General features: G+C 69.1%; 12 protein-coding genes. 10 read left to right on the forward strand and 2 right to left on the reverse strand.

Features of this window, described 5'->3' with window-relative positions:
* The first annotated feature begins 11 nt into the window (after positions 1–11).
* Positions 12–980, forward strand: coding sequence for a CoA ester lyase (locus ACAG20_RS16945; RefSeq protein ID WP_083038452.1), 969 nt, complete (start codon positions 12–14; stop codon positions 978–980).
* A 95-nt stretch (positions 981–1,075) separates the two neighbouring features.
* Here ACAG20_RS16945 and ACAG20_RS16950 read toward each other — a convergent pair whose 3' ends face one another.
* Positions 1,076–1,705, reverse strand: a complete 630-nt coding sequence (locus ACAG20_RS16950; protein ID WP_370493393.1) for a DUF4190 domain-containing protein — start codon at positions 1,703–1,705, stop codon at positions 1,076–1,078.
* 95 nt (positions 1,706–1,800) lie between these two features.
* Here ACAG20_RS16950 and ACAG20_RS16955 point away from each other — a divergent pair, with 95 nt between their 5' ends.
* The 6 genes from ACAG20_RS16955 (at position 1,801) to ACAG20_RS16980 (ending at position 7,282) form a co-directional block, all read left to right on the forward strand.
* A complete protein-coding gene (locus ACAG20_RS16955) occupies positions 1,801–2,325 on the forward strand; it encodes a general stress protein (protein ID WP_370493394.1) in 525 nt (174 codons plus the stop codon).
* A 73-nt stretch (positions 2,326–2,398) separates the two neighbouring features.
* A complete protein-coding gene (locus ACAG20_RS16960; protein WP_370493395.1) occupies positions 2,399–3,814 on the forward strand; it encodes an ABC transporter substrate-binding protein in 1,416 nt (471 codons plus the stop codon).
* A gap of 10 nt (positions 3,815–3,824) precedes the next feature.
* A complete protein-coding gene (locus ACAG20_RS16965) occupies positions 3,825–4,706 on the forward strand; it encodes a carbohydrate ABC transporter permease (RefSeq protein WP_112686881.1) in 882 nt (293 codons plus the stop codon).
* Entirely contained in the window at positions 4,703–5,530 is an 828-nt protein-coding gene (locus ACAG20_RS16970) for a carbohydrate ABC transporter permease (RefSeq protein ID WP_370493396.1), read from the forward strand. Before ACAG20_RS16965 ends, ACAG20_RS16970 begins: the two co-directional genes overlap by 4 nt.
* Before the next feature lie 4 nt (positions 5,531–5,534).
* Complete coding sequence (locus ACAG20_RS16975) at positions 5,535–6,677, forward strand: ABC transporter ATP-binding protein (RefSeq protein WP_370493397.1); 1,143 nt, start codon at positions 5,535–5,537, stop codon at positions 6,675–6,677.
* On the forward strand, positions 6,674–7,282 hold the full coding sequence (locus ACAG20_RS16980; RefSeq protein WP_370493398.1) for a suppressor of fused domain protein: 609 nt from the start codon (positions 6,674–6,676) through the stop codon (positions 7,280–7,282). The genes ACAG20_RS16975 and ACAG20_RS16980 overlap by 4 nt, the downstream gene beginning before the upstream one ends.
* 277 nt (positions 7,283–7,559) lie before the next feature.
* Here ACAG20_RS16980 and corA read toward each other — a convergent pair whose 3' ends face one another.
* The gene (corA, locus tag ACAG20_RS16985; RefSeq protein WP_112686889.1) at positions 7,560–8,594 is read right to left on the reverse strand and encodes a magnesium/cobalt transporter CorA; all 1,035 of its coding nucleotides are present in this window, start codon (positions 8,592–8,594) and stop codon (positions 7,560–7,562) included.
* 170 nt (positions 8,595–8,764) lie between these two features.
* On the opposite strand from corA, the gene ACAG20_RS16990 reads away from it, so the two are divergent.
* The 3 genes from ACAG20_RS16990 (at position 8,765) to ACAG20_RS17000 (ending at position 11,881) form a co-directional block, all read left to right on the forward strand.
* Positions 8,765–9,754 carry a malate dehydrogenase gene (locus ACAG20_RS16990; RefSeq protein WP_370493399.1) on the forward strand — a complete coding sequence of 330 codons (990 nt, stop codon included), beginning with the start codon at positions 8,765–8,767 and terminating at the stop codon, positions 9,752–9,754.
* 68 nt (positions 9,755–9,822) lie between these two features.
* On the forward strand, positions 9,823–11,010 hold the full coding sequence (locus tag ACAG20_RS16995; protein ID WP_112686893.1) for an NADP-dependent malic enzyme: 1,188 nt from the start codon (positions 9,823–9,825) through the stop codon (positions 11,008–11,010).
* A gap of 31 nt (positions 11,011–11,041) precedes the next feature.
* A complete protein-coding gene (locus tag ACAG20_RS17000; RefSeq protein WP_370493414.1) occupies positions 11,042–11,881 on the forward strand; it encodes a glycine betaine ABC transporter substrate-binding protein in 840 nt (279 codons plus the stop codon).
* Positions 11,882–11,889 lie beyond the last annotated feature (8 nt).

Genomic DNA, 11,889 nt, shown 5'->3' on the forward strand with positions numbered 1-11,889 from the left:
GGAGTGGTTAGGTGACCAACGCATATCGCCCCCGCCGTACCTGTCTGTCGGTGCCGGGCAGCAGCCAGAAAATGATCGACAAGGCCAAGGGCCTGCCCGCCGACCAGATCTTCCTGGATCTGGAGGATGCCGTCGCCCCGGCCGCCAAGGAGCAGGCCCGGGCCCGGGTGGCCGAGGCGCTGACGGCATCGGACTGGAGTGCGCCGCTGCTGGGCGTGCGAGTCAACGACTGGACGACGCCGTGGACGCACGCCGACCTGATCGAGGTGGTCTCGGCCGTCGGCGCCGCCGGGGCCCGCCTTGACGTCGTCGTGCTGCCGAAGGTGTCCGACGCCTCGCATGTACAGGCCCTGGATCTGTTGTTGACCCAGTTGGAGACCGTTCACGGGCTGCCGGCCGGGCAGATCGGCATCGACGCCCAGATCGAGGACGCCCGCGGGCTGACCAATATCAACGCCATCGCCGCCGTGCCCCGGGTGCAGGCGCTGGTGCTCGGCCCGGCCGACCTGATGGCCAGCCTCAACACCCGCACGCTGGAGGTCGGCGAGCAGCCCGAGGGCTACACCGAGGGCGACGCCTATCACCACGTGCTGATGACGATCCTGGTCGCCGCGCGTGCCCACGGGATCGCCGCCGTCGACGGGCCCTATCTGAAGGTTCGCGACGTCGAGGCGTTCCGCCGGGTGGCCGGGCGCTCGGCCGCCCTGGGTTTTGACGGCAAATGGGTGCTGCACCCCGACCAGATCGCGGCGGGCAACGAGATCTTCAGCCCGCGGCAGGCCGAGTACGACCATGCCGAGCTGATCCTGGAGGCCTATGCATGGCACACCTCGCAGGCCGGCGGGGCACGCGGCGCGGTGATGCTCGGCGACGAGATGCTCGACGAGGCCAGCCGCAAGATGGCGCTGGTGGTGGCCGGCAAGGGCCGGGCGGCCGGGATGCGCCGTGAAGCACCGCCGTTCGAGCCGCCGTCGGCCTAGATCTGCCCGGATCTGCCCGCGAGGGGCAATCTGACGACGCGACACGCCGACGTCGCGTCGTCAAATGTCCACTGGGCGCCTACGTCCGCGCGGGCTCAGTGCAGGGCGACCATCGCGAGGACGAACGAGAGGACCACCGCGGCGCCGCCGACCGCGGTGCCGGCCACCGCCATGCCGTGGCCGGCCTCACCGGTGCGCTTGATCTGGCCTAGGGCGATCACGCCCAGCGTGGCGCCGACGACGGCCAGCGGCCAGAACAGCAGGCCCAGCAGCGCGACCACCAGGGAGCAGACCGCCAAGACGTTCGTCTTCTGCGGCTGGCCCGGATTGAAGTAGCCGCCCGGATACGGCGTGCCGTAGCCCTGCTGCGGATAGCCGGGCGGGGCGCCGTAGCCCGGCGGGTAACCGGGCGGCGTGCCGACGCCCGGATAGTCGGCCGGCGGGCCGTAGCCGGGCGGCGAGCCGTAGCCCGGTGGTGGCGGCGGCGGAAATCCGCCGGTCGGCGGCGGCGGATAGCCGGCGGCGGCCGAGGGTGGGGGAAAGCCGCTCGGCGGGTAACCGGGCGGAGGGCCCTGCGGGTAACCCGGCGGTGGGGGAGGATAGCCATCGAAACCCGAGGGGTTGGCCCAGCCGCCCTGCTCGGGCCCGGGCGCACCCGCCTCGGGCCAGGGTTGGTCGGCATTGGGTCGTGGATTCTCGCCAGAATCCCCGCCGGGAGCTGTCATGCTGTTCAACCTAGCGGATGCGTCGGGTGCCAGACCCGCGCGGAGTGCCGGTCCGCCACCCCGGAACTATCCCGGAACAAGGAGAGAGAAACCTCATGACCAGCCCTTTTCAGCCCGGACAGGCCCCCGATCCGCTCGGTGCGGCGGCCGCGGGTCGGCGAGACGTGGGCCGGTTGCCCACGCCGCCCAAAGGTTGGCCGATCGGGGCTTACCCCACCTACGCCGAGGCGCAGCGCGCGGTGGACTATCTGTCCGACCAACAGTTCCCGGTGCACCAGGTGACGATCGTCGGCGTCGACCTGATGCAGGTCGAACGGGTCACCGGCCGGCTCACCTGGCCCAAGGTGCTCGGCGGCGGGGTGTTGACCGGGGCCTGGCTGGGTCTGTTCATCGGCCTGGTGCTGGGCATCTTCAGCGACAACCCGGCACAGGCGTTGGTGACCGGCCTGATCGCCGGTGTGTTCTTCGGTCTGATCACGTCGTCAGTGCCCTACGCGATGGCCCGCGGCACAAGGGATTTCAGCTCGACCATGCAGCTGGTCGCGGGTCGCTACGACGTGCTCTGCGACCCGCAGAGCGCCGAGCAGGGCCGGGATCTGTTGGCGAAGCTGACGCTCTGACTCGGCGTTGTTGCACAGCGCGGCCGACCGGCCTTACCGTTCTGGCACGGAACGGCAACAGGAGGCGGGTGGCGTGGCGAGTCGGCGCGGTCGCGTTCGGCGGCTGGGCGCGGCTGCGCTGGCGGCACTGACCCTCGCCTCCGGGTCGGCCTGCGGTTGGGCCGGGCACGACGACGGCCTGGTGGTCAGCGTGTACACCCCGGCCAACGACACCGCGACGTTCCAAGTGCTGGCGCGGCGCTGTACCGAACAGTCCGGTGGGCGCTACCGCGTCGAGCAGTTCAGCCTGCCGCGTGCCGCCGACGACCAGCGCCTGCAGCTGGCCCGCCGGCTCACCGGCAACGACCGCACGCTGGACATCATGGGCCTGGATGTGGTCTGGACCGCCGAGTTCGCCGAGGCCGGCTGGGCGTTGCCACTGTCGGAAGACCCGGCCGGTGAGGCCGAGGCCGACGCCGTCGCCGACACCCTGCCGGGTCCGCTGGCGACCGCCCGCTGGCAACAGCGGCTCTATGCCGCCCCGATCATCACCAACACCCAATTGCTTTGGTACCGGCCGGATCTGATGGACGCCGCGCCGTCGACCTGGGACGAGATGGTTGCCGAGGCGGGCCGATTGCGTGCCGCCGGCGAGCCGAGCTGGATCGCGGTGCAGGCCAAGCAGTACGAGGGCCTGGTGGTGTGGTTCAACACGCTGCTGGCAAGCGCCGGCGGCCGGGTGCTCGACGACGACGGCAAGACCGTCACCCTGACCGACACCGCCGAGCATCGGGCCGCCACCGTGGCGGCGCTGCGCATCATGCGCGCGGTGGCGACCGCTCCGGGCGCTGACCCGTCGATCACCCAGAGTGACGAGGGCACCGCCCGGCTGGCGTTCGAACAGGGCAAGGCGGCACTGGAGGTCAACTGGCCGTTCGTGCTGCCGTCGATGCTGGAGAACGCCGTCAAGGGCGGCGTCGGGTTCCTGCCGCTGGACCGGCGTGCCGATCTGGCCGGCAGCATCAACGACCTCGGCATGTTCGCCCCCAGCGACGCCCAGTACCGGCTGGCCTACGAGGCCAGTCGCGACGTGCTCGGGTTCGCACCGTATCCGGCGGTGTCGCCCGGGCGGCCGGCCAAGGTCACGCTCGGCGGGATGAACCTGGCGGTGGCCCGCACCACCCGGCACCGCGCCGAGGCATTCGATGCGGTGCGATGCCTGCGCGACGTCGCCAACCAGAAGTACCTTGCGATTGACGGTGGGCTGCCCCCGGTGCGCGCCTCGCTGTACTCCGATCCGCAGCTGCAGGAGAAATACCCGCACCACAACCTGATTCGCGACCAGCTCACCGAAGCGGCGGTGCGCCCTGCCACGCCGGTCTACCAGGCGGTGTCGACCCGGATATCGGCGACGCTGGCGCCGATCACCGCCATCGACCCGGAGCGCACCGCCGACGAGCTCACCGTGCAGGTGCGCAAGGCCATCGACGGCAAGGGGCTGATCCCGTGAGCGGTGCGCTATGACGTCCCGCGCCGACGAGCGGTCGCAGCGGCGGCTGGCGTTGCTGCTCGTCGCCCCGGCGGTGGTGCTGATGCTGGCCGTGACGGCCTATCCGATCGGGTATGCGATCTGGCTGAGCCTGCTGCGCTACAACCTGGCCACCCCCGACGACACCGCCTTCGTCGGCCTGGCCAACTACCAGACCACCCTGACCGACTCGTACTGGTGGACGGCGTTCGCGGTGACGCTGGGCATCACCGTCGTCTCGGTGGCCATCGAATTCGTCCTGGGTCTTGCGCTGGCACTGGTGATGCACCGCAGCCTGTTCGCCAAAGGCATGGTGCGCACCGCGGTACTGGTGCCCTACGGCATTGTCACGGTGGCCGCCGCCTACAGCTGGTACTACGCCTGGACACCGGGCACCGGTTATCTGGCGAACCTCTTGCCCGCCGGTAGTGCGCCGCTGACCCAGCAGCTGCCGTCGCTGGGGATCGTGATCCTCGCCGAGGTGTGGAAGACGACTCCGTTCATGGCGCTGCTGCTGCTGGCCGGGCTGGCGCTGGTGCCCGACGATCTGCTCAAGGCGGCACAGGTCGACGGCGCCGGGGCCTGGCGGCGTCTGGTCAGCGTCATCCTGCCGATGATGAAACCGGCCATCCTGGTGGCGTTGTTGTTCCGCACGCTCGACGCGTTCCGGATCTTCGACAACATCTACGTGCTCACCAACGGCTCCAACAACACCGGCTCGGTGTCGATCCTGGGTTACAACAACCTGTTCAAGGGCTTCAACGTCGGCCTGGGCTCCGCGATCTCGGTGCTGATCTTCGTCTGCGTGGCGCTGATCGCGGTGTTGTTCGTCAAGGTGTTCGGTGCCGCGGCGCCGGGATCGGAACAGAAATGACCGACGTTCGACGCCGCGTGGCTTGGCTGATCATCGACGTGGCCGTGGTTGCCTACGCGCTGGTGCCGGTGCTGTGGATCTTCTCGCTGTCGCTCAAGCCGACGTCAACGGTGAAGGACGGCAAGCTGATCCCGTCGTCGGTGACCCTCGACAACTACCGCGGCATCTTCGCCGGCGATGTGTTCGGGTCGGCGTTGATCAACTCGGTCGGCATCGGCCTGATCACCACCGTGATCGCGGTGGTGATCGGTGCGATGGCCGCCTACGCGGTGGCCCGGCTGGACTTTTCCGGCAAGCGGCTGCTGGTGGGGGCGGCGCTGCTCATCGCGATGTTCCCCCAGATATCGTTGGTGACACCGATTTTCAACATCGAACGGGCTATCGGGCTGTTCGACACCTGGCCGGGACTGATCATCCCCTACATCACCTTCGCGCTGCCGCTGGCGATCTACACGCTCTCGGCGTTCTTCTCCGAGATCCCGTGGGACCTGGAGAAGGCCGCCAAGATGGACGGCGCCACCCCGGGTCAGGCGTTCCGCAAGGTGATTGCGCCGCTGGCGGCGCCGGGAATCGTCACCGCGGCGATCCTGGTGTTCATCTTCGCCTGGAATGACCTGCTGCTGGCGTTGTCGCTGACGGCGACCAAGGCGTCGATCACCGCGCCGGTGGCCATCGCGAACTTCACCGGCAGTTCGCAATTCGAGGAACCGACCGGCTCCATCGCCGCCGGCGCGATGGTGATCACGGTGCCGATCATCGTCTTTGTTCTAATCTTCCAACGACGGATCGTGGCGGGACTGACCTCCGGCGCGGTGAAGGGATAGGCCGATGGCAGAGATCGAACTCCTCCACATCACCAAGAGCTACCCCGACGGCGCCGTGGCGGTGAAGGACCTGTCGCTGAGGATCGCCGACGGCGAGTTCATCATCCTGGTGGGACCGTCCGGCTGCGGAAAATCCACCACGCTGAACATGATCGCCGGCCTGGAGGAGATCTCGTCGGGGGAACTGCGCATCGGTGGTGAGCGGGTCAATGAGCGCGCCCCCAAGGACCGCGACATCGCGATGGTGTTCCAGTCCTACGCCCTCTACCCGCACATGACGGTGCGGGGCAACATCGCCTTTCCGCTGACCCTGGCCAAGATGAAGAAGCCGCAGATCGCTGAGAAGGTCGCCGAAGTCGCGAAAATCCTTGACCTGACGGAGTTGCTGGATCGCAAGCCGTCGCAGCTGTCCGGTGGGCAGCGCCAGCGGGTCGCGATGGGACGGGCGATCGTGCGGCACCCCAAGGCGTTTCTGATGGACGAGCCGCTGTCGAACCTGGACGCCAAGCTGCGGGTGCAGATGCGCAGCGAGATCGCCCGGCTGCAGCGCCGGCTGGGCACCACCACCGTCTACGTCACCCACGATCAGACCGAGGCGATGACGCTCGGCGACCGGGTGGTGGTGATGCACGGCGGGATCGCCCAACAGATCGGCACCCCCGATGAGCTCTACGAGCGGCCCGCCAACCTGTTCGTCGCGGGCTTCGTCGGCTCGCCGGCGATGAACTTCTTCCCCGGCGCGCTGACCTCGACCGGTGCGCGACTGGCGTTCGGTGAGGTGCCGCTGGCCGCGGAGGTCCGCGACACCATCGGTCGACATCCCGGATCCCACCACGACGTCGTCATTGGCGTGCGGCCCGAACATCTCGGCGACGCCGGACTGCTCGACGACGCCGAGCGTGCCCGGGCGGTGACCTTCTCCGCGCGCGTCGATCTGGTCGAATCGCTGGGCGCCGACAAGTACCTGTACTTCACCCCGAACGAAGCCGCCGGCACGTCGACCGAAAACGGTCTGGTGGCGCGGGTTCCCGCCGCGTCGAAAGCCGCCGGCGGGCAGCCGGTCGAGTTGGCCCTGGACGCGGCCAAAGTGGTGGTGTTCGACGCCGAGTCCGGGCTGAACCTGACCGTCCCGCCGACCGAACGGTGAGCGACGACCTGGAACGGGTGCGGGCGCACCTGAAAGCGCACTACGCGGCCGCGGGCATCGCGTCGGGACCCGGCGCCGCGCGGGTGACGTTTTTGGGCGTCGAGCCCATCGAGGTGCTGCGGTTCGGGCCCGGGCCCGACCGGATGGTGCATTACGTCTCGGTGGGCTGTTCGCGGCACCCGATGGGCGACCCCGGTCAGGTGTTGGCCGACCCGGTGCACGGTCCGCGCGCCGAGGTCGTGCTGCGGCTGCGGATCTCGGGTTCTGATGCCGGGCTGGCGCGCAGCCTGGCGATGGTGGCCGCCGCGCCGGTCGTGGAGGGCGTGGTGCTGGCGGCGGACGCGCTGATGGACCTGGGCGGTCCGCTGTGGACCCGGCAGTCCGGCGGCGTGCCGTTCACCGCGATGCTGCTGGGCGAGAGCGACATCGCCGAGTTGGCGTTGGCGGCACCACGCGAGCCGGTGCGGTTCTTGTCGGCCATCCCGATCACCGCGACCGAGGCGGCCTGGGTGCGGCTCAAGGGCGCCGACGCGATGCGCGAGGCCTGGCGCGCCGACGGGGTGGATGTGCTCGACCCGGACCGCCCCGCCTCCCAGCCCCGCTAGTACCGGGTCCCCCTTTTTTTGCCGCGAGCGGGCGTGTTTGTACGGCGACACGCCGGTTTTTCCGTACAACTGCGCACGTTCGTGACAGGCGGTGGCGTGACTTTGACGGCCGGGGGTGACGTTCCGGAACCCGTTGTGCGCGTTCACCGTTGTCCTTTTGGGCTGCATGGCCGCACCGGAGTACGGGATAAGCGGGTCCACGCACCCGCTGAGTGTGCGCCGATGTACGGCATTTCGCGGCGTGTCGGCGTGCAAACACGCACGCTCGCCGGGGAGGTCAGAGCCAGCCGTTGCGGCGGAACGCGCGATAGAGCACTGTGCTGATGCCGGCCATTCCCAGCAGCACCGCCGGGTAACTGAACGTCCAGTGCAGCGCGGGCATGTGGTCGAAGTTCATCCCGTAGATGCCGGCGATCATGGTGGGCACCGCGATGATGCCGGCCCAGGCCGACATCTTGCGCATATCGGTGTTCTGCTGCATCCCCACCCGCGCCAGCGCCGCCTGCACCAGCGAACTCAGCATCTCGTCGTAGCTGGCGATCTGTTCGGCGGCGCGGGTCTGGTGGTCGGCGACGTCACGAAGGTAGCGCCGCACCTCTTTGGAGATCAGATCCTTGTAGTCGGTCTGCATCCGCTGGAACGGGACCGACAACGGTGCCACCGCGCGCCGCAGTTCGACGACTTCACGTTTGATCTGGTAGATCGGCTCGACGTCGGTGCGGGTGCCCGGCGCGAACGCCACCTCTTCAATGGTGTCGATGTCGGTCTCCATCAGGTTGGTCACCTCGACGTAGCGGTCGACCACATAGTCGGCGATGGCGTGCATCACCGCGTACGGGCCCAGCCGCAGATGCTCGGGGTCGGCGTCCATGCGCTTGCGGACCTCGGACAGTCCGCTGTGTTCACCGTGCCGGACGGTGACGACGAAGTTCTTGCCGACGAAGATCATGATCTCGCCGGTTTCGACGATCTGTCGCGGCAGCCCCACCGATTCGTGCGGGACGTAATTGACGGTCTTGAGCACCAGGAACAGCGTCTCGTCGTAGCGTTCCAGCTTCGGCCGCTGGTGGGCGTGCACGGCGTCCTCGACGGTCAGCTCGTGCAGGTCGAACGTGGCCGCCACCGCCTGCATCTGGGACTCGTCGGGTTCGTGCAGGCCCACCCAGACGAACCCGTCCCGGCCGCTCGCCTCGATCTCGCGCACCCTGGCCATCGCACCGGCGGGCGTGAAGTCGCCGGAAACCCGGTCACCTTCGTCGTAGACGCCGCAGTCGACCAGCACCCGCGGAACCGGGCCTCGCAACGCCGTCATGGCAGCCCTCCCTCCCGGCGCATGAGCCGGTCAAATGTTACGCGCCCGAACCCAAAGTGACCGGTCAGCGCGGTCGCCGCGGGGTCCGGAGTTTTCGGGCCCGCGCCGGTGCGCTAGTTTCGACGCGGACCAATCCAGACCATGCCGAACCCGTTCGAGGAGCACTTGACGTGAGCACAACCCCACTCAAGGTTGCCGTCACCGGCGCCGCCGGCCAGATCGGCTACAGCCTGCTTTTCCGCCTGGCCAGTGGCTCGTTGCTGGGCCCTGATCGGCCGATCGAACTGCGGCTGCTGGAGATCGAGCCCGCGCTCAAGGCGCTCGAGGGTGTGGTGATGGAGCTCGACGACTGTGCCTTCCCGCTGCTGGCCGGCGTGCAGATCGGCTCGGATGCCAACAAGATCTTCGACGGCGCCAACCTGGCGCTGCTGGTCGGCGCCCGCCCGCGCGGGCCGGGCATGGAGCGCAGCGACCTGCTCGAGGCCAACGGTGCGATCTTCACCGCGCAGGGCAAGGCGCTCAACGCGGTCGCGGCCTCCGACATCCGGGTGGGTGTCACCGGCAACCCGGCCAACACCAACGCGCTGATCGCGATGACCAACGCCCCCGACATCCCCAAGGAGCGGTTCTCCGCGCTGACCCGCCTGGACCACAACCGGGCGATCTCGCAGCTGGCGGCCAAGACCGGCGCCAAGGTGACCGACGTCAAGAAGATGACGATCTGGGGCAACCACTCGGCCAGCCAGTACCCGGACCTGTTCCACGCCGAGGTCGGCGGCCGCAACGCCGCCGAGGTCGTCAACGACCAGGCCTGGATCGAGAACGACTTCATCCCCACCGTCGCCAAGCGCGGCGCGGCGATCATCGACGCCCGCGGCGCCTCCTCGGCCGCCTCGGCGGCATCGGCCACCGTCGATGCCGCCCGGGACTGGCTGCTGGGCAGCCCCGACGGGGACTGGGTGTCGATGGCGGTGGTCTCCGACGGCTCCTATGGGGTGCCCGAGGGCCTGATCTCGTCGTTCCCGGTCACCACCTCCGGCGGCGACTGGAGCATCGTGGGTGGCCTGGACATCGACGACTTCTCCCGCGGCCGGATCGACGCCTCCACCGCTGAGCTGGCCGAAGAGCGCGAGGCCGTCAAGGGACTGGGCCTGATCTGAGCACGGCCGGCGCCCACGGGCACCGGCCGTCGCCGGTCGAGATTCGCCGGCGCAGTACCCTGGACTCGATGCCTGAGAACCTTGCGAACACGGTGGACAACTCGCTGATTGTCATTGGAGACGAAGAGATCTTCGAAGCCCACATGGGCGGAAAGATCTCGGTCGACTTGAAAGCCCCGCTGGACAGCCAGCGCGCGCTGTCGATCGCTTACACGCCCGGGGTGGCGCAGGTCAGCCGCGCGATCGCCGCGGACCACACCCTGGCCGCCCGCTACACCTGGGCGCACCGGCTGGTGGCGGTGGTCAGCGACGGTACTTCGGTGCTCGGGCTGGGTGATCTCGGTCCATCGGCGTCGCTGCCGGTGATGGAGGGCAAGGCCGCGCTGTTCAAGACGTTCGCCGGCCTGGACTCCATTCCCATCGTGTTGGACACCAAGGATCCCGACGAGATCGTCGACACGCTGGTGCGGCTGCGTCCGTCGTTCGGGGCGGTCAACCTGGAGGACATCTCCGCGCCGCGGTGCTTCGAGATCGAGCGCCGGGTGATCGAGGCGCTGGACTGCCCGGTAATGCACGACGATCAGCACGGCACCGCGATCGTGGCACTGGCGGCGCTGATGGGTGCGGCCAAGGTGCTCGGACGCGACATCTCGTCGCTGCGGGTGGTGGTCTCCGGTGCCGGCGCCGCGGGCGTGGCATGCGCCAACATCCTGATGTCGGTGGGTATTTCGGAGATGATCGTGCTCGATTCGCAGGGCGTGCTGCATCCGGAACGTACCGACATGAACGACGTCAAGACCGAGCTGGCGCAGCGCACCAACCCCGGCGGCCGCACCGGTGGTCTTGCCGAGGCGCTGGTCGGCGCCGACGTGTTCCTGGGTGCCTCCGGAGGGGTGGTCCCCGAGGAGTTGATCGCGTCGATGAACCCGGGCGGGGTGGTGTTCGCACTGTCCAACCCCGACCCGGAGATCCACCCCGACCTGGCCGCCAAGTATGCGGCGGTGGTGGCGACCGGCCGCAGTGATTTCCCCAACCAGATCAACAACGTGCTGGCCTTCCCCGGCGTATTCCGCGGGGCGCTGGACGCCGGTGCCGAACGCATCAGCGAAGAGATGAAATTGGCTGCCGCGGAGGCGATTTACTCCGTGGTCGCCGACGACCTGGCACCGGAGCGGGTCGTGCCGAGCCCGCTGGACCCGCGTGTCGAACCGGCCGTTGCGGCAGCGGTCGCAGCGGCCGCCGGTTCGTCGTCCTGAGCGCACGGTGCCGCGGCTGCCGAGACATCAGCTGCGCCGGTTGGCGCTGGTACTGATCACCGCCCTGCTGCTCGCCGGTTGTGCTGATCGCCCGGGGCCGGCGCCGCTGGGCGTGGGGACCGCGCCGGACCCGCAATCGCAGGTTTTGGCGCAGCTGTACGCGAGCGCCCTGCGCGGTGCCGGAGCCGCGGTGCGCATCGAATCGGTGGCCGATCCGGTCGCGGCGCTCGACGCCGGGCAGTTGACCCTGGTTCCCGGTTTCACCGGTCGCCTGCTGGCGGTGTTCGCCCCCGACTCCACGGCGCGCTCCGACCGGCAGGTCTACTGGGCGTTGGCCGGTGCGCTGCCGGAGGGGCTTGCGCTCGGTGACTACGCCATGACCGCCGCTGACAAACCGGCGTTGGCCGTGACGAAGGCCACGGCCGCCGCGTGGGGCGGAACCGAGCTGTCCGCGCTGGTGCGGCACTGCTCCGGGCTGGTCGTCGGCGCTGTCGCCGGGGTGCGGCCGCCGGCGGCGGTGGGGCGGTGCAGGTTGCCCAGATTGCGCGAATTCCCCGATAGCTCAGCGTTGTTCGCTGCGCTGCGCGACCGTCAGATCACCGCGGCATGGACCAGTACGGCCAATCCGTCGACGCCCGACGAGGGCACCGTGCTACTCACCGATGGCAGGCCGGCGTTGGTGCGCGCCGAGAATGTGGTTCCGCTGTATCGGCGCAACGAGCTGACCGAATCCCAACTGCTGGCGATCAATCAGGTCGCCGGTGTGCTGGATACCGAAGCCCTGACCGATATGCGCTGGCGGGTGGCCCACGGCGCCGACCCGCAGTCGGTCGTGGATGCCTTCCTGGAGGAGCATCCGCTCGGGCGGTAGCGCCGCGA

It is taken from the genome of Mycobacterium sp. pW045 (genome assembly GCF_041287085.1).
GTDB classification, from domain to species: Bacteria; Actinomycetota; Actinomycetes; order Mycobacteriales; family Mycobacteriaceae; genus Mycobacterium; species Mycobacterium algericum_A.

Excerpts from the sequence above, each read along its gene's own strand:
- ACAG20_RS16995 (WP_112686893.1), top strand. The coding sequence starts at position 9,823 with ATGCCTGAGAACCTTGCGAACACGGTGGACAACTCGCTGATTGTCATT.
- corA (WP_112686889.1), bottom strand. The coding sequence starts at position 8,594 with ATGACGGCGTTGCGAGGCCCGGTTCCGCGGGTGCTGGTCGACTGCGGC.
- ACAG20_RS16975 (WP_370493397.1), top strand. The coding sequence starts at position 5,535 with ATGGCAGAGATCGAACTCCTCCACATCACCAAGAGCTACCCCGACGGC.
- ACAG20_RS16955 (WP_370493394.1), top strand. The coding sequence starts at position 1,801 with ATGACCAGCCCTTTTCAGCCCGGACAGGCCCCCGATCCGCTCGGTGCG.
- ACAG20_RS16970 (WP_370493396.1), top strand. The coding sequence starts at position 4,703 with ATGACCGACGTTCGACGCCGCGTGGCTTGGCTGATCATCGACGTGGCC.
- ACAG20_RS16950 (WP_370493393.1), bottom strand. The coding sequence starts at position 1,705 with ATGACAGCTCCCGGCGGGGATTCTGGCGAGAATCCACGACCCAATGCC.
- ACAG20_RS16965 (WP_112686881.1), top strand. The coding sequence starts at position 3,825 with ATGACGTCCCGCGCCGACGAGCGGTCGCAGCGGCGGCTGGCGTTGCTG.